Here is a 16,284-nt window from a genome sequence, read left to right as displayed (position 1 = left end):
GTTGATGGGGTTGGACGGTCGTCGTCCGCGAAGTCCTTAGACTGTCGAGGCGTGCCGTCCGTTTGCCGCCGGATCGTCGTGCTGCTCGTCGTCGCCCTGATCGGGGTCGGCGGGCCGGTCGCCTCTGCCATCGCCCAGTCGGGCGGTGGGGCGGGGGACCAGCAGTACGAGGACCCGTTCGGCGGCAGCGGCTCGTCGGGCTCGTCGGGCTCCGGCTCGTCGGGCAGCGGGAGGAGCGGGTCGTCGGGCACCAGCGACTCCGACGCGCAGCCGCTGACGCAGGCGCCGCAGTCGTCCGGCTCGGGTTCGTCGGGCACCAGGAGCTCCGGCTCCGGCTCGGGCACCTCGACGCCGTCGACCTCCGGGACCGCGACCGCCGCGCCGTCCACGCAGGCCAGCGGCACGCTCCCGAACACGGGCCTCGACGCCCGCGTCCTCGTCCTCGCCGGGGTCGTGCTCGTGGTGGCCGGCATCGGCCTTCGCATGCGCAACGCCCCTGAGCGGTTCTAGCGACAGCCCGGCGACGACCACCAGCGCGGCCGACACCGAGGCCGCGGGCGCTGCGCTGGCGGCGCGGCTGGCGCCCGGCGACGTCGTCCTGCTGGAGGGCGAGATGGGCGCGGGCAAGACCACGTTCGTGCGCGGCGCGGCCCGCGCGCTGGGCTTCGAGGGACCGGTGACGTCGCCGACGTTCACGATCGGGCGCCGGTACGACGGCGGCCGCCTCCCGATCGCGCACCTCGACCTGCACCGCCTGTCCGGCCTCGACGACGAGGACCCCGCGTTGTTGGAGGACTACCTGACGCCCGACGCGGTCGCGTTCGTCGAGTGGCCCGAGATCGCGGAGCCGACGCTGGAGCGGATCGCCGCCGTCGTCCGCCTCGCGCACGCCGGCGAGGACCACCGCACGCTCGAAGTCGAGTGGCGGCGCCGATGATCCTCGCCCTCGACACCGCCACGCCCGCCACAGTTGTAGGCGTTGCCCAGGACGACGGCACGCTGCTCGCCCACCGCCGCCACGACCCCGCGCCCGGCGAGCGCCCCGGCCACACGCAAGAGCTGCTGCCGCTCGCGCACGCCGCGCTGACCGAGGCCGGCGCGCGCTGGAGCGACGTCACGCGGATCGGCGCGGGCGTCGGCCCCGGCACGTTCACGGGGATCCGGATCGGCGTCGCGACCGCCCGCGCGCTCGCGCAGGGCCTGGTCGCCGAGACCGTCCCGGTCTCCACGCTCGCCGCGCTCGCCCTCGAGCACGACGCCGGCAACGTCCTGGCGATCCTCGACGCCCGCCGCGGCGAGGCGTACGTCGCGGCCTGGAGCGCCACGACGCCGATCCTCCAACCCGCCGCCTGGCGCCCCGAGCGCCTGAGCGAGGTCTCGGCGCTCGCATCCGGCCCCTGGCGGGCCGTGGGCGACGGGGCGATACGCTTCCGAGCGGAGCTCGAGGCGGTGGGCATCGCGGTCGCACCGGACGACGACCCGCAGCATCGGGTGGGCGCCGGGCCGCTGTGCCGGCTCGCCGCCGCGGCCCAACCCGTCCCACGCGACGCGCTCGTCCCGGAGTACGTCCGCGCCCCGGACGCCGTGCCCCGCGCAGATCGCCCGAGTTGACCAGCAGCCTCCCCGCACCGACCACGCCTTCGGTCCGCCGCCTCACCTACGCGGACCTCCCGCAGGTGATCGCGATCGAGCGCCGCTCGTATCCGACGCCGTGGTCGCTGGCGATGTTCGTGCTGGAGCTGTCCAAGCCGTCCGGGATCTGCCTCGCGGCGACCGACGGCGAGGGCGCGATCACCGGCTACCTGATCTGCTCGCGCTACGACACGGTCTGGCACATCATGAACGTGACCGCGTCGCCCGACGTGCGCCGCCAGGGCGTCGCGACGTCGCTGCTGACCGACCTCCTGGCCCGCGTCGAGGAGCCCGAGCCGCGCTTCACGCTCGAGGTCCGCGTCTCCAACGCCGGGGCGATCGCGCTCTACGAGCGCCACGCGTTCCGGGCCGCCGGGCTGCGTCGCCGGTACTACCAGGACAACGGCGAGGACGCGCTCATCATGTGGCGCACGCCGGCGACGCTGCGCGGCAGCCTCGACGACATCCCCAACGCGGTCGACCCGCGCAACAAGACGCGCCTGCTGTGACTCCGGGCAACGCCACCATCTTGGCGATCGAGACCTCCTGCGACGACACGTGCGCGGCGGTCGTCACCGGCGACGGCGAGATCAAGGCCAACGTGATCTCCTCCCAGGGCGTGCACGACCGCTACGGCGGCGTGGTCCCGGAGGTCGCCTCGCGCCACCACCTGGAGCTCGCGACGCCGGTCGTCGACGACGCGCTGCAGCGCGCGGAGATCACGCTCGACGACGTCGACCTCGTGGCGGTCACGGCCGGGCCCGGCCTGGTCGGCGCGCTGCTCGTCGGGGTCGCGACGGCCAAGGGGATCGCGGCGGCGCGACAGCTGCCGCTCGCGCCGGTCGACCACCTCCAGGGCCACGTCGCGGCCAACTTCCTGCACACCGAGGACGGGGAGCCGCTGGAGCCTCCGTTCCTGTGCCTGATCGCGTCCGGCGGCCACACGTTCCTGGCCCGCGTCGACGGCCACGACGGCTTCACCGTGCTGGGCCAGACGCTCGACGACGCCGCGGGCGAGGCGATCGACAAGGGCGCGCGCCTGCTCGGGCTGCCGTTCCCCGGCGGCCCGCACCTGGAGAAGCTCGCCCGCGACGGCGACCCGGACGCGTTCGCGTTCCCGACGTCGAGCAAGCTCGGCGGCCTGGACTTCAGCTTCGCGGGGCTCAAGACCGCGCTGCTCTACAAGGTCCGGGACCTGGGGGAGGCCGAGGCGCAGAAGCGCCGCGCCGACCTCGCCGCCGCCTACCAGCACGCGATCGTCGAGCAGCTCGCGCTGCGCGTGCGGCGCGCGCTGAAGGACACCGGCCTGGACCGCCTCGCGATCGGCGGCGGCGTCGCCGCCAACGGCCCGCTGCGGGAGCGCCTCAGCGCGCTGGCGCCGACCGTCAAGGTCCCGCCGCGCGCGCTGTGCACCGACAACGCGGCGATGATCGCCAGCGCCGCCCGCTACGTCGAGCCGGTCCGCTTTCCGGACTACCTCGGGCTCGAGGTGCACGCCACCGGCCAGCGGGCGCTCTGAGACGCGGCGTGGCGACCATCGACCTCTACGGCCGCCCCGGCTGCCACCTCTGCGACGACGCCCGCGCGCAGCTGCTCGCGCTCCAGCCGGAGTACGGGTTCCGGCTCAACGACATCGACATCGAGGCCGACGACGACCTCCACAAGCGCTACCTGGAGCGCATCCCGGTGATCGTGCTCGACGGTGAGCACCTGTTCGACTTCTTCGTGGACGACGCCGTTCTCCGGGACCGCCTCGGTACAGTTGGCGGCGGATGAGCGTCAGCGATCTGGCCAATTCGAGCGGGAACGGCGTGCCGGCCGACGGTGCCATGCCGGAACGGCTCTCGCTCGGCGTCGCGGCGCGCCTCGCGCGCTACCTCCAGGTGCTGACCAAGGCCAAGAAGGAAGGCAAGGACACGATCTCCTCGCAGGAGCTGTCCGCCTTCACGCAGGTCAACTCCACGCAGATCCGCCGCGACCTGTCGGGCTTCGGCAAGTTCGGCAAGCGCGGCGTCGGCTACAACGTCGACGGCCTCGTCACGCAGATCCGCAAGATCCTGCGCACCGCGGGCCAGCACAACATCGCGCTGTTCGGCGCCGGCCACCTCGGCCGGGCGATCGCCTCCTCCGACGTCTTCGCCGACCACGGCTTCAGGGTCGTCGCGATCTTCGACCTGGACCCCGACAAGATCGGGATGCACGTCGGGTCGCTGGAGGTCCGCGACGTCAAGAACCTCCGCCAGGTCGTCGAGGACGAGGACATCGTCGTCGGCGTCCTCGCCGTCCCCAGCGCCGCGGCGCAGGGCCTCGCCGAGCAGCTCGTCAGGGCCGGCGTGAAGATCATCTTCAACTACTCCGAGTCGCTGCTGCGCGTCCCACCCGAGGTGACCGTGCACACCTCCAGCCCGGCTGTGGACCTCCTGTACGCGCTGTACTTCTACCTCACCTAGGTCACCACCACATGAGCCTGGACACCGATCGCGCCGCGGAGGCCTTCGCGGCGTCGTCCGACTGGACGGTCGGCCTCGAAGAGGAGTTCGCGATCCTCGACCCCGAGACGCTGGACATGGTCCCGCGCTTCGAGGAGCTGCGCGACTCCGCGCTGGCGGGCGATCCGGTCCTCGGCAGGGCGATCGCCGGCGAGCTGATCTCGTCCGAGATCGAGATCACCTCCGGCCGCGGCGAGGACCTGCACGACGCGCTCGCGCACCAGCGCGACCACCGCCGCCGGCTGTTCGAGCTGGCCGGCGCGCGCGGCGTCGTGCTCGGCTCGACCGGCACGCACCCGTGGGCCGACTACCGCGAGCAGCCCAACATCGACACCGAGCACTACCGCCGCGTGGTCGACGGGCTGCAGTACGTGGCGCGGCGCAACAACACGTTCTCGCTGCACGTCCACGTCGGCGTCCGCGGCGCGGACCGCGCGATCGCCGTCTGCGACCGCCTGCGCGCGGTGCTCCCGACGCTGCTGGCGGTCAGCGCGAACTCGCCCTACCTCGACGCGCGCGACGCCGGCCTGCATTCCGCGCGCACGCAGTCGTTCACGAAGTCGTTCCCGCGCTGCGGGATCCCGGATGGTTACGGCGACTGGGCGACCTATGCCAGGTACATCGACTTCCTGACCCGCACCAACTCGATCGTCGAGTACACCCAGGTGTGGTGGTCGGTGCGCCCGCACTTCTCGTTCGGGACCGTCGAGGTCCGGATCTGCGACGCCCAGGCGACCGCGCAGGAGTCCGATGCGCTGGCGACGCTGATCGTCGCCTGCGTCGCGCAGGCCGCGCGCGACCACGACGAAGGGCGTCCGTCGCCGACCGGCGACGCGTTCCTGGAACGCCGCGTCATCGAGGAGAACTTCTGGCGGGCGATCCGCCACGGCATGGACGGCCACCTGATCGACTTCGCCACCGGCGAGGAGCGGCCCGCGGCGGCTGCGCTCGGCGACCTGCTTACCTGGACGGCGCCGATGCGCGCCGAGCTGGGGCTGGAGCCGGTGTTCCCGCCGCTCAACGGCGCGCAGCGCCAGCGTCGTGCGATCGCCGCCGGCGTCCCGATGGAGGAGGTCTTCCAGACCTCCGTGCAGGAGACGACCTTGTCCTACGCCCAGGAGGTTCCCGCCAGATGAGCGACCAGCAGCAGCCCCCGATCGATCCGTCGAACATGAGCGAGGAGGAGCTCCGCGCCGCCTACGAGGCGCAGCTGGAGGAGCAGCTCCGCACGTTGCGCGTCGAGGACGTCGTCGTGCAGACGATCGTCACGCTCGTCAACCTCGGCGGCCGGCGTGCCGGATTGGCACCGGGCACCGAGGACGAGCAGGATCCGGAGCAGCTCCGGTTGGCGATCGAGGGCGCGCGTGCGCTGCTCGTGCTGATCGAGCCGCAGCTCGGGCCCGACGGCGCGGCGATCAGGGAGGCCTTGTCCCAGCTGCAGATGGCTTACGCGCAGCTGGCCGGCGGCGCGCCGGGCGGCCCGGCCGGTGGCGCCTCGGAGCCGGGCGCGCAGGGCGGCGGCGACCCGGCCGGCGGGGGTCCCGCGCAGTCCTCCGGGCGCCTCTGGGTGCCGGGCCAGTAGGTCACGCGCGGACAGTCGGTCCGCGCAATTAGCAACGAACCGCACACAAAGGTCCGCCGGTCTGTTTAGGATCGCGTCGCTGTCCAGGGGGCCGGCGTCGTCGTAGCGCCACCAAGGCCCATCAACCAGACCTTGGAGGACCTGCGTTGAGTGACTTCCTGACCGACCACGGGGTGATCGTGGCGCTGGTATGCGCCGCGCTGGCGGTGGCCTACGGGCTCACCACCGCGCGGCAACTGCTGGCGCTCTCCCCAGGAAACGCCGAGATGCAGCGCATCTCGGGTGCTGTCCAGGAGGGCGCTCAGGCGTACCTCCGCCGTCAGTACCAGACGATCGCCGTCGTCGGCGTCGTGTTGTTCGTGGTGTTGATCTTCGTGCAGGACATCAAGGTCGCGGTGGGCTTCGCGATCGGCGGTGTCCTGTCGGGCGCGACCGGGTTCATCGGCATGAACGTGTCGGTGCGCGCCAACGCCCGCGTCGCGGAGGCGGCGCGCGGCGGTGTCCCGCCGGCGCTGACCGCGGCGTTCCGCGGCGGCGCGATCACGGGCCTGCTCGTTGTGGGCCTCGCGTTGTTCGGCGTTGCGGGCTATTACGGGATCCTGACCTTCGCGTTCGACGACACGCCCAAGCAGGCGGTCGACGCGCTGATCGGGCTCGGCTTCGGCGGCTCGCTGATCTCGGTGTTCGCGCGGTTGGGCGGTGGCATCTTCACCAAAGCGGCCGACGTCGGCGCCGACCTGGTGGGCAAGGTCGAGGCCGGGATCCCGGAGGACGACCCGCGCAACCCGGCGGTCATCGCCGACAACGTGGGCGACAACGTCGGCGACTGCGCGGGCATGGCGGCCGACCTGTTCGAGACCTACGCCGTGACCGCGGTCGCGGTGATGCTGATCGGCGTGCTGAAGTTCAGCGCCGCCGATGCGACGGCGGTCGCGCTGTATCCCCTGGTGCTCGGGGCCGTCGCGATCGTCGCGTCGATCATCGGCACGTTCTTCGTGCGGACGTCGGGCGACGACGTCGAGGGCGCTTTGTACCGCGGCCTGATCGCCTCCGGCGTGATCGCGGCGGCGGCGTTCTACCCGGTCACGAAGTGGCTGATGGACGGCGTGCACACGGGGACGACGTTGACCTTCGTGAGGGGTCAGGCAGTCGTGGCGGGCATCGCGCACAGGGAGCCGACCCCGAGCGTCGGCGACCTGTACCTGTGCGCGCTGATCGGCATCGTGGTCACCGCGCTGCTGTTCGTGATCACCGACTACTACACGTCGACGCGATTCAGCCCGGTCCGCAAGACCGCGGCGGCGTCGCAGACCGGCCACGCGACGAACATCATCCAGGGCCTTGCTCAGGGCTTCCAGGCAACGGCACTGCCCGCGCTGGTGCTCGTCCTCGGCATCTTCGGCGCCTGGAAGATCGCGGGCGGCGGGGCGATCGGGATCTACGGGATCGGCGTCGCGGTCATGGGTCAGCTGTCGCTGACCGGGTTGATCGTCGCTTTGGATGCCTTCGGGCCGATCACCGACAACGCGGGCGGGATCGCGGAGATGGCGGAGCTGCCGGAGGAGGTCCGGACGATCACCGATCGCCTGGACGCCGTCGGCAACACCACCAAGGCGGTCACGAAGGGCTACGCGATCGGCAGCGCGGTGCTGGCCGCGATCGTGTTGTTCGCGGGCTTCAAATCCGAGCTGAACCTCGAGTCGCACACGAACTTCGTGTTCGCGATCGACAACCCGCCGGTCCTGATCGGGTTGCTGCTCGGCGGGTTGATGGTCTGCCTGTTCTCGGCGCTGTCGATGGAGGCCGTCGGCCGCGCCGGCGGTGCGGTCGTCGAGGAGGTCCGGCGCCAGTTCCGCGAGCACCCGGGGATCATGGACGGGACCGAGCAGCCGGACTACGCGCGCTGCGTCGATCTGGTCACCAAGGCCGCGCAGCGGGAGATGATCCTGCCGTCGCTGCTGCCGATCGTCATGACGTTCATCGTCGGGCTGATCGACGAGCAGGCGCTGGGTGGGTTGCTCATCGGTGTCATCGTCGTGGGCTTCTTCTTCGCCGTCCTGATGACCGCCGGCGGCGGTGCGTGGGACAACGCGAAGAAGCTGATCGAGGACGGCGAGTTCGGCGGCAAGGGCTCCGACGCCCACGCCGCGTCGGTCACCGGCGACACCGTCGGCGACCCCTTCAAGGACACCGCCGGCCCAGCCATCAACCCCATGATCAAGGTCGCCAACATCGTGGCGATCCTGATCATCCCGGTCATCACCTGACCACGGAGAGTCTCGGCACACACGGCCGCGGTCGCTTCCGCCCCTTCGGGCGCCAGCTTCCGCGGCCGTCGCCGCCGGTCCACCAACGGCCCGGCTACCGATCGTCATCGCCGCGACACCGCGACCGTCGGCGCTCTTCGCCGCCACCCATCGAAGCGCCGCGCCTCTCGCTCCACACGGCCTCCGTCGCCCCGCCCGGCGCTCAGGCCTTTGGCGTCAGGCGCACGATCGGGATGGTGCGGGTGGTCTTGGCCTCGTAGTCGGCGAAGTTGGGCATCCGCTCGACGACGATGGGGTAGAGGCGGTCGCGGTCGGTGGGGTCGACCGGTGTGGCGGTGGCCTCGTAGGTGTCGGTGCCGACCTCGAGCCTGACCTCGGGGTGGGCCAGGATGTTGTGGAACCACGCCGGGTGGTTCGGTGCGCCGGCGGCCGAGGCGACGATGTAGCGGTCGCCGTCGATGTCGAAGTGCACGAGCGGCGTCGTGCGCGTGGCGCCGGACCTGGCGCCGGTGTGCGTGACCAGGATCATCGGCGCGCCCTCGAACATCCCGCCGACGACGCCGTCGTTCGCGCGGAACTCCTCGATGATCTGGGTGTTGAAGTCGTTCATGCCGCGGACCCTACGCCCTCCGGGACTGGCGGTCACCGCCCGGGCCGCGGTCGCGCAGTTGCCGAGGGTTGAGTCTTCTCGGTGGTGCAGCGGCTGAGCGCGCCGCGCCGTCGGCTACCGTCGTCGCCATGGCCGCCGCCGACGACGCTCCCCCGACGATCCTCGAGTGGGGCGGTGGGCCGGAGGCGTTCCGGCGCTGGCTGGACGTCTTCTACGACTTGATCGAGCAGGAGCCGTCGATCGCGCCGCTGTTCGGCGGCACCGTCTCCGAGCAGCACCGCGCGCACGCGGCGGCGTGGTGGGTCGAGGTCATGGGTGGCGCGGCGGACTACACCGAGCAGCACGGCGGCTACGCGCACATGCTCGGCCAGCACCGCGGCTTGGCGATCACGCCGGAGCAACGGCTGCGGTTCGTCACGCTGCTCAGCCAGGCCGCCGACGACGCCGGGCTGCCGGATGACCCGGAGTTCCGCGCCGCGATCGTCGGCTACGCGGAGTGGGGGAGCCGGCTGGCCCTGCACAACTCCCAGCCCGACGCAGAAGTTGTAGAACAAGCACCCGTGCCGCGTTGGGGCTGGGGCGTGGCGCCGCCGTATCAGCCCTAGCCCGTCGGGCTTGAGCCCGCGCCGTGGGGCCGCGATGCTTCGCGGATGCTGCTCGAACGCGACGACACGCTGGCGCGCCTGGACGCGCTGCTGGCGGACGTCACGGCGACGGGCTCGGTGCGGGTCGTCGCGCTCGGCGGCGAGGCCGGGATCGGCAAGAGCGCGGTGCTGCGCGCGTTCCGGACCCGCAACGCCACGGCGCGCATGCTCGCCGGCGCGTGCGACGCGCTCGCGACGCCGCGGCCGCTTGGAGCGTTCGCGGACGTCGCGGAGTCGCTGGGTGGCGCGGCCGAGGAGCTGCTGGCGACCGCCACGGCGACGCCGGTCGCGGTGGCGACCGCGCTGGCCGACGCCCTCACGCCGCCGGTCGTCCTGCTGCTCGAGGACCTGCACTGGGCCGACGACGCCACGTTCGACGTGCTGCGGCTGCTGGTGCGACGGCTCGCCGGCACGGCCGCGCTGGTCGTCCTGACCTTCCGCGACGACGAGGTCGGCCGCGACCACCCGCTGCGCGTCGCGCTCGGCGAGCTGCCCGCGGGCGTTGTCGTACATCTCCCGCTGGCGCCGCTGTCACCGGCGGCGGTCGCGCAGCTCGCGGAGCACGCGGAGCACCCCGGCGCCGACACCGACGGCCTGCACGCGCGCACCGACGGCAACCCGTTCTTCGTCACCGAGGCGCTGGCGGCGCCCGGCACGGCGCTGCCGCCGACGATCCGCGACGCCGTCCTGGCCCGCGCCTCACACCTCGACGCCGGGGCGCGCGCGGCGCTCGACGCGATCGCGATCGAGCCCGACGGCGCCGAGCAGTGGCTGGTCGAGGCGCAGGTCCCGGACGGCGGCGCGGCGGCGATCGAGCGGGCGCTGGCGTCGGGCGTGCTGGTCGCCGACGGCGCGCGCCTGCGCGTCCGCCACGAGATCGCCCGCGAGGCGATCGAGGCCTCGATCCCCGCGCCGCGGGGCGTCGTCCTGCACCGTGGCGCGTTGCGAGCGCTCACGAACGCCGATCGTTCACCGGACCCTGCGCGGCTGGCCGCCCACGCCGAGGCCGCCGACGACGCTCCCGCAACCGTCACGTACGCCACCGCGGCCGGGGACCGCGCGACCGCGCTGTCCTCCCATCGCGCGGCGGCCGGCCAGTACGCCCGCGCGCTGCGCCACATCGACGACGCCGACCCGCGGCGCGACGTCGTGCTGGAACGCCGCGCGAACGCGTGCTGGCTGATCGACGACGTGGACGACGCGATCGCCGCGCGGCGGGAGCTGCTCGTGCGCGCCGCCGGGGACCGGCCGGGCGAGGCCGAGCAGCACCGCTGGCTCGCGCGCCTGACCTGGCTGGCCGGCGACCACGAGGCCTCGGAGCGCCACGGCCAGCGCGCGGTCGCGCTGCTCGAAGGCGAGCCCGGCGCCGGCGCGCAGCTCGCCCGCGCGCTGAGCGACGTCTGCTCGCTGCGGATGGTCGCCTGCCGCAACGCCGAGGCGGTCGCGCTCGGCGAGCGGGCGATCGCGCTGGCGCAGGACGCCGGCGCGCGCGACGTGCTCACGCACGCGCGCAACAACGTCGGCGTCGCGCGCCTGCGCAGCGGCGACCAAGGCGGGTATGTCGATCTGGCCGCCGCGCTGGACATCGCGCTCGACGCGGGGCTGGAGGCCGACGCCGCCCGCGCGTACGTCAACCTCGCGACGATCGCGGTCGAGCTGCGCGAGCCCGCGCGCGCCGCCGGCCACCTCGCCGACGGCATCGCCTACTGCGCCGAGCGCGACATGGGGTCCTACCTGCGCTACATGGAGTCCTTCCGCGCGCGGGCGCTGCTGGACGCCGGGCGCTGGGACGAGGCCGCGGCGAGCGCCGCCGAGCTGCTGCAGGCGTCGTCGCCCAGCGCGCCGACGCGGATCGCGGCGCTCGCGGTCCGGGCGCGCGTGCGGGCGCGGCGCGGCGACCCGGACGTCTGGGCGTCGCTGGACGAGGCGCTGGAGCTGGCGCGCGGGATGGACGAGCTGCAGCGCGCCGGCGTGGTCGCCGCCGCGCGCGCCGAGGCGCGGTGGCTGCACGGCGACGACGAAGCGATCGACGAGGAGACGCGCGACACGCTGGCGCTCGCCGTCGCGCTCGGCGACCGCTGGGTCGCGGGGGAGCTGGCCGTGTGGCGGCGGCGCGTGGGGCTGGTTGACGATGATGCGGCAAGGCAACTTGATTGGGTCGGCGAGCCCTACGCACTGGAGCTGCAGGGCGACGCCGCGGGTGCCGCCGCCGCGTGGGCCGCGCGCGCCTGCCCGTGGGAGGCCGCGCTGGCGGACCCGACGCCCGCGGCGGTCGAGGCGCTGCGGGCGCTTGGCAGCCGCCCGGCGGCCACGCGCGTCGCACGCGAGCTGCGCGCCGCGGGCACGCGCAACGTCCCGGCCGGTCCCCGCGTGCGCACGCGCGCGAACCCCGCCGGGCTGACCGACCGCGAGATCGAGGTGCTGGGGTTGGTCGCCGAGGGCCTGACGAACACGGAGATCGGCGCGCGCCTGTTCGTCTCCCCACGCACGGCGGGCCACCACGTCGTCGCGATCCTGCGCAAGCTCGACGTGCCCAACCGCGGCCAGGCGGCCGCCGCCGCGGCGCGCATGGGCCTCGGCCCGCCGTCGTCGTCGTCGCCATAGATAGGTCACACGACCGATGTCGCCGCGCCGAGCCGCGCGTAGCGTCGATCGCCATGAACCTCTACGCGATCATCCGCCGCAACGGCTGGGCCTCGGGCGCCGACCTCGAAGCCGCCGCTGCGCGCTCCACCCACGTCGGCGACCAGGAGATGCCCGGCGACATCCGCTGGATCCGCAGCTACGTCCTGGACGAGGGCGGCGACGGCACCGTCGGCACGCTCTGCATCTACGAGGCCTCGAGCCCCGAGGCGATCCGCGAGCACGCGCGCCGCGCCGACCTCCCGGTCGACGAGATCGTCGCGATCGCCGACACCGTCGTCGTCCGGCCCGACCCGGTCGCCGCCTGAGGGCGCCCCCGTCGCGCGCCGAGCTGTGGCGCGGCGACCCCTGCGCGTGCTGCGCAGCGCCCTAACTGCGGGAGGCCGGATCGGACAACCCACCGACCGGTGTGGGTTTCAGATCGAACAGGGCGGCAATGGAAGACGGGCGAGGCGCTCCGGGGAGGGGCGCCCGGTCCATCCATCCTGTTCCAGGAGGCATATCCCGTGAAGCGAGTTGCTCTCGCCGCCATCGCTGCTGCCGCGATGGCCACTGCTGCGTTGCCCGCCGTCTCGACGGCGGCGCCCGCGGCCAAGAAGTCCGACAGGTCCGACAAGGTCGCCACCAAGCTCGCCGACGCCGTCACCGTCGACGGCATCATGCGCCACGAGCGCGCGCTGGCGAACATCGCCGAGCGCAACGGCGGGACGCGCGTGTCCGGCTCGGCCGGGTTCGACAGGTCCCGCGACTACGTCGTCAACACGCTCCAGAACGCCGGCTGGAACGTGCAGGTCCAACCGTTCACGTTCCCCTACTTCCAGGAGCTGAGCCCGGCGGCGTTCGAGCGCACCGCGCCCGACCAGCACACCTACTCCGGCGACGAGTTCTCGATCATGGAGTACAGCGGCAGCGGTGACGTGACCGCCGACGTCGAGGCCGTCGACCTGACGCTGCCGCCCTCGGCCGACCCCAACGGCTCGACCTCCGGCTGTGAGGCCTCGGACTTCTCCGGCTTCACCGCCGGCGACGTCGCGCTGGTCCAGCGCGGCACGTGCTCGTTCGGCGACAAGGTCGCCAACGCGCAGGCCGCGGGCGCCAGCGCGGTGCTCATCTTCAACGAGGGCCAGCCGGGCCGCACCGAGGTGCTGGCCGGCACGCTCGGCGCGCCGACGACGATCCCGGCGCTCGGCCTGAGCTTCGACGCCGGCAGCGCGCTGGCGGCCCAGGTCGCCGACGGCCCGGTGACCGTGCACATCACGACCTCCACGCTGTCGGAGACGCGCACGACCTACAACGTGATCGCCGACGCGCCCGACACCGGGCGCACCGACCACACGGTCGTCGTCGGCTCGCACCTGGACTCCGTGGCCGCCGGCCCGGGGATCAACGACGACGGCTCCGGCACCTCGCAGGACGTCGAGATCGCGCTGCGCTACGGCAAGGCCGTCAAGAACCCGCGCAACCACCTGCGGTTCCTGTTCTTCGGCGCCGAGGAGGAGGGCCTGCTCGGCTCCACGCACTACGTCGACTCGCTCGACCAGGCGTCGCGCGACGACATCATGGCCATGGTCGACCTCGACATGATGGCCTCGCCCAACTACGCCCGCTTCGTCTACGACGGCGACGGCTCGGACAACCCCGGTGAGGAGGGCCCGGTCGGCTCCGACATCATCGAGGCGTTGTTCACCAACTACTGGTCGGGTCGCGGGCTGGCCAGCGAGACGACCCCGTTCGACGGGCGCTCGGACTACGTCGCGTTCACCGACGTCGGGATCCCGGCCGGCGGCATCTTCGCCGGGGCCGAGGTCGTCAAGACGCCCGAGCAGGTCGCCAGGTACGGCGGCACGGCGGGCGTCGCGTTCGACAGGTGCTACCACCAGGCCTGCGACAACCTGGCCAACCTCAACCGCCAGGCGATGGACGAGTTCTCCGACGCCTCGGCCTACACCACGGGCAAGCTCGTGATGCGGGAGAACGACCTGAGCGACAACACCGAGTCGCTGAAGGCCAAGCGCGCCGCGCCGCAGCGCGACTACCACGGCCCGAGCCTGGTCCGCTAACCCAGACCGAGCTCACCGCCGGGCGGGGCGACCACCGGACCTCCGGTCGTCCCGCCCGCCGCGGCCCGCCGAATCGGCACAGCCGCCTCCCGTTTCAGGGTGTTAGTCCGAAGGCTGACCTCACCATGTGGTCCAGCCGTCCGACCACCCAGTGGGTGCGTCGACTGACCAACCTCTCGCTCGCGGCCAAGGTGGCCGCGCCCATCCTGCTCCTCGCGACGCTCGCGATCGGAGTGCTCACCTGGCAGGCGGTCTCCCGCTCGCTCGACGCTCAGCGCACCGCGGTCGACCGCGGTCTGCGCGAGCAGACCGCCCGCCAGGCCCAGACCATCGAGACCACCAGCGCCAAGTCCGCGGCGATCCCCGCGACGCTGGCCCAGCAGATGTCGCTCGTCCGCAACGGCGACCGCGACGAGGCGACCACGCAGCTGCGCGGCGTCCTGCTGCACAACAGGTGGCTCAACGGCATCTACTACACCTTCGCGCCCGGCGGCTTCGGCGACGACAACGCCTACAAGAACAACAAGGCGTACGCCAAGTCCGGCCGCTACACGCCGTACCTGTGGTGGGAGAAGGGCAGGATCCAGCTCGACGGGACCGACGACACCACCAAGGGCAAGGCCTGGTACGAGGGCCCGCAGAAGACCCACAGGCCGATCGTCCAGGAGCCCTACGTCGGCACCAACGGCGTCCCGATGACGACGTACTCCTCGCCGGTCATGACCGACGGCAGCTTCCGCGGCATCGCCGCCGTCGACGTCGCGCTCGACTCGATCCAGCGCGAGGTCAACCGCCTCAAGGTGCTCGACACCGGCTACGGCGTCCTCGTCTCCTCCGGCGGCGCCTACCTCGCGGCGCCCAACCGCAAGCTCGTCGGCAAGGCCTCCAACAAGCAGCTGGCGTCGATCGTCAAGAACACCAAGAACGGCCAGCGCGTCGTCACCGACCCGTTCACCCACAGGCAGGCGATCGTCACCTGGTCGCCGGTCGCCACCGGCGGCTGGTCGCTGCTGACCTTCGCGCCCGAGTCCGAGGCGATGGCGCCCGTCAACAAGCTCCGGACCCGCCTGCTGATCGGCGGGCTGATCGCCCTGCTGCTCCTCGGCGCCGCGGTCGTCCTGATCACGCGCCGCCTGGTCCGCCCGCTCGGCGGCTTCGTCGCCGCCCTCGAGCAGCTCCGCCACGAGGACGTCCGCGCGCTGAACGACGGCATGGAGGCGATGGCCCGCGCCGACCTCACCGTCCGCGTCACGCCCGTCACCCAGCCGGTCGAGATCAAGAGCAACGACGAGATCGGCCGCGCGTCCCAGACCCTCAACGAGGTCGTCGCCGACACCCGCGCGTCGCTGGAGGCCTACGAGCGCACCCGCGTCTCGCTCGCCGGGATCATCGGCCAGGTCAAGCGCGGCGCCGGCGAGGTCTCCGGCGCCTCGGCCCAGATCGCCGAGACGTCCGCCGAGGCCGGCCGCGCGTCGGCCGAGATCGCCCGCGCCATCGGCGACGTCGCCGGCGGCGCCGAGCGCCAGGTCGGCGCCGTCGCCGCCGCGCTGGACCGCACCGGCCGCGTCGGCGAGTCCGTCCGCGGCTCGGCCGACGAGGCCCGCGCCACCGCGCAGGCCGCCGACGAGGTCCGGGACGCCGCCCGCACGGGCGCCCAGCGCGTCGCCGACGCGACCGCGTCGATGGACAGCGTCCGCGCCTCGTCCGCCGGCGTGCGCGAGGCGATCGGCGAGCTCGCCGGCCGCTCCTCCCGCATCGGCGACATCGTCGCCACGATCACCGGCATCGCCGAGCAGACCAACCTCCTCGCGCTCAACGCCGCGATCGAGGCGGCCCGCGCCGGCGAGCAGGGCCGCGGCTTCGCCGTCGTCGCCGACGAGGTCCGCAAGCTCGCCGAGGAGTCCCAGGTCGCGGCCGGCACGATCGGCACGCTGATCGCCGAGATCCAGTCCGAGACCGAGCGCACGGTCGCCGTCGTCGAGGACGGCGCCCGCCGCACCGAGCAGACCGCCGAGACCGTCGACGGCGCGCGCGGCGCGTTCGAGGCGATCGGCGCGGCCGTCGACGCGGTCACCGACCGCGCCGCCCGGATCGCCGACGCCGCCCAGCGCATGGCCGGCGACGCCGAGCAGGTCGAGCGCGAGATGGAGGAGATGGCCGCGGTCGCCGAGCAGTCGAGCGCCGCGTCCGAGCAGGTCAGCGCCTCCACCGAGCAGACCTCCGCCTCCACGCAGGAGATCGCCACCGCCGCCGCCCAGCTGGCCGGCGCTGCGGACGAGCTCGACCGCCTGGTCGGTCAGTTCGTGGTTGACTGAGCCCCGCCACGCCGCCTGGCCCGCGCATTCCGCTGCGTGGGC

General features: G+C 73.1%; 16 protein-coding genes. 15 read left to right on the top strand and 1 reads right to left on the bottom strand.

What is annotated here, in order from left to right; genetic code table 11:
* The first annotated feature begins 51 nt into the window (after window positions 1–51).
* The 10 genes from H030_RS39890 to H030_RS0125460 all read left to right on the top strand — a co-directional run bounded on the left by H030_RS39890 (window position 52) and on the right by H030_RS0125460 (window position 7,970).
* A complete protein-coding gene (locus H030_RS39890; RefSeq protein WP_027008213.1) occupies window positions 52–510 on the top strand; it encodes an LPXTG cell wall anchor domain-containing protein in 459 nt (152 codons plus the stop codon).
* Window positions 497–937, top strand: coding sequence for a tRNA (adenosine(37)-N6)-threonylcarbamoyltransferase complex ATPase subunit type 1 TsaE (gene tsaE / locus H030_RS0125500; RefSeq protein WP_027008212.1), 441 nt, complete (start codon window positions 497–499; stop codon window positions 935–937). Before H030_RS39890 ends, tsaE begins: the two co-directional genes overlap by 14 nt.
* A complete protein-coding gene (gene tsaB, locus H030_RS37915; RefSeq protein ID WP_155892272.1) occupies window positions 934–1,611 on the top strand; it encodes a tRNA (adenosine(37)-N6)-threonylcarbamoyltransferase complex dimerization subunit type 1 TsaB in 678 nt (225 codons plus the stop codon). The genes tsaE and tsaB overlap by 4 nt, the downstream gene beginning before the upstream one ends.
* Complete coding sequence (gene rimI / locus H030_RS35195) at window positions 1,608–2,141, top strand: ribosomal protein S18-alanine N-acetyltransferase (protein ID WP_051223747.1); 534 nt, start codon at window positions 1,608–1,610, stop codon at window positions 2,139–2,141. Before tsaB ends, rimI begins: the two co-directional genes overlap by 4 nt.
* Before the next feature lie 20 nt (window positions 2,142–2,161).
* On the top strand, window positions 2,162–3,151 hold the full coding sequence (gene tsaD / locus H030_RS0125485) for a tRNA (adenosine(37)-N6)-threonylcarbamoyltransferase complex transferase subunit TsaD (RefSeq protein WP_231398535.1): 990 nt from the start codon (window positions 2,162–2,164) through the stop codon (window positions 3,149–3,151).
* Window positions 3,152–3,159: 8 nt separating this feature from the next.
* Entirely contained in the window at window positions 3,160–3,408 is a 249-nt protein-coding gene (locus H030_RS0125480) for a glutaredoxin family protein (protein WP_051223746.1), read from the top strand.
* Window positions 3,405–4,082 (top strand): redox-sensing transcriptional repressor Rex, encoded by a 678-nt coding sequence (locus tag H030_RS35190; protein WP_081691164.1) that lies wholly within the window; start codon window positions 3,405–3,407, stop codon window positions 4,080–4,082. The genes H030_RS0125480 and H030_RS35190 overlap by 4 nt, the downstream gene beginning before the upstream one ends.
* An 11-nt stretch (window positions 4,083–4,093) precedes the next feature.
* Window positions 4,094–5,257: a carboxylate-amine ligase gene (locus H030_RS0125470; protein ID WP_027008209.1), complete on the top strand. Its 1,164-nt coding sequence runs from the start codon at window positions 4,094–4,096 to the stop codon at window positions 5,255–5,257.
* Window positions 5,254–5,703 (top strand): hypothetical protein, encoded by a 450-nt coding sequence (locus H030_RS0125465; RefSeq protein WP_027008208.1) that lies wholly within the window; start codon window positions 5,254–5,256, stop codon window positions 5,701–5,703. Before H030_RS0125470 ends, H030_RS0125465 begins: the two co-directional genes overlap by 4 nt.
* Window positions 5,704–5,861: 158 nt before the next feature.
* Window positions 5,862–7,970, top strand: coding sequence for a sodium-translocating pyrophosphatase (locus H030_RS0125460; protein ID WP_035130065.1), 2,109 nt, complete (start codon window positions 5,862–5,864; stop codon window positions 7,968–7,970).
* Window positions 7,971–8,172: 202 nt separating this feature from the next.
* Here H030_RS0125460 and H030_RS0125455 read toward each other — a convergent pair whose 3' ends face one another.
* The gene (locus H030_RS0125455) at window positions 8,173–8,580 is read right to left on the bottom strand and encodes a nitroreductase family deazaflavin-dependent oxidoreductase (protein ID WP_027008206.1); all 408 of its coding nucleotides are present in this window, start codon (window positions 8,578–8,580) and stop codon (window positions 8,173–8,175) included.
* 128 nt (window positions 8,581–8,708) lie between these two features.
* Between H030_RS0125455 and H030_RS0125450 the strand changes: the two genes are divergently transcribed.
* The 5 genes from H030_RS0125450 (at window position 8,709) to H030_RS0125430 (ending at window position 16,242) form a co-directional block, all read left to right on the top strand.
* Window positions 8,709–9,185, top strand: a complete 477-nt coding sequence (locus H030_RS0125450) for a group II truncated hemoglobin (RefSeq protein WP_027008205.1) — start codon at window positions 8,709–8,711, stop codon at window positions 9,183–9,185.
* Between the two features lie 45 nt (window positions 9,186–9,230).
* Complete coding sequence (locus tag H030_RS0125445) at window positions 9,231–11,828, top strand: helix-turn-helix transcriptional regulator (protein ID WP_035129781.1); 2,598 nt, start codon at window positions 9,231–9,233, stop codon at window positions 11,826–11,828.
* Window positions 11,829–11,881: 53 nt separating this feature from the next.
* The gene (locus H030_RS0125440) at window positions 11,882–12,175 is read left to right on the top strand and encodes a DUF4242 domain-containing protein (RefSeq protein ID WP_027008203.1); all 294 of its coding nucleotides are present in this window, start codon (window positions 11,882–11,884) and stop codon (window positions 12,173–12,175) included.
* A gap of 237 nt (window positions 12,176–12,412) precedes the next feature.
* Entirely contained in the window at window positions 12,413–13,927 is a 1,515-nt protein-coding gene (locus H030_RS0125435) for a M28 family peptidase (RefSeq protein WP_081691163.1), read from the top strand.
* Window positions 13,928–14,052: 125 nt separating this feature from the next.
* A complete protein-coding gene (locus H030_RS0125430) occupies window positions 14,053–16,242 on the top strand; it encodes a methyl-accepting chemotaxis protein (RefSeq protein ID WP_081691162.1) in 2,190 nt (729 codons plus the stop codon).
* Window positions 16,243–16,284 lie beyond the last annotated feature (42 nt).

The sequence above is a fragment of the Conexibacter woesei Iso977N genome (genome assembly GCF_000424625.1).
Classification (GTDB): domain Bacteria; phylum Actinomycetota; class Thermoleophilia; order Solirubrobacterales; family Solirubrobacteraceae; genus Baekduia; species Baekduia woesei_A.
Note: the sequence above shows the minus strand (reverse complement) of the source record. Positions and strands in the feature narration are given on the sequence as shown.

What these genes read in the sequence shown, in the direction of transcription:
- H030_RS0125440 (WP_027008203.1), top strand. Translation starts at nt 11,882, where the DNA reads ATGAACCTCTACGCGATCATCCGCCGCAACGGCTGGGCCTCGGGCGCC.
- H030_RS0125465 (WP_027008208.1), top strand. Translation starts at nt 5,254, where the DNA reads ATGAGCGACCAGCAGCAGCCCCCGATCGATCCGTCGAACATGAGCGAG.
- H030_RS35190 (WP_081691164.1), top strand. Translation starts at nt 3,405, where the DNA reads ATGAGCGTCAGCGATCTGGCCAATTCGAGCGGGAACGGCGTGCCGGCC.
- H030_RS0125435 (WP_081691163.1), top strand. Translation starts at nt 12,413, where the DNA reads ATGGCCACTGCTGCGTTGCCCGCCGTCTCGACGGCGGCGCCCGCGGCC.
- H030_RS0125450 (WP_027008205.1), top strand. Translation starts at nt 8,709, where the DNA reads ATGGCCGCCGCCGACGACGCTCCCCCGACGATCCTCGAGTGGGGCGGT.
- tsaB (WP_155892272.1), top strand. Translation starts at nt 934, where the DNA reads ATGATCCTCGCCCTCGACACCGCCACGCCCGCCACAGTTGTAGGCGTT.
- H030_RS0125445 (WP_035129781.1), top strand. Translation starts at nt 9,231, where the DNA reads ATGCTGCTCGAACGCGACGACACGCTGGCGCGCCTGGACGCGCTGCTG.
- H030_RS0125470 (WP_027008209.1), top strand. Translation starts at nt 4,094, where the DNA reads ATGAGCCTGGACACCGATCGCGCCGCGGAGGCCTTCGCGGCGTCGTCC.
- H030_RS0125455 (WP_027008206.1), bottom strand. Translation starts at nt 8,580, where the DNA reads ATGAACGACTTCAACACCCAGATCATCGAGGAGTTCCGCGCGAACGAC.
- H030_RS0125430 (WP_081691162.1), top strand. Translation starts at nt 14,053, where the DNA reads ATGTGGTCCAGCCGTCCGACCACCCAGTGGGTGCGTCGACTGACCAAC.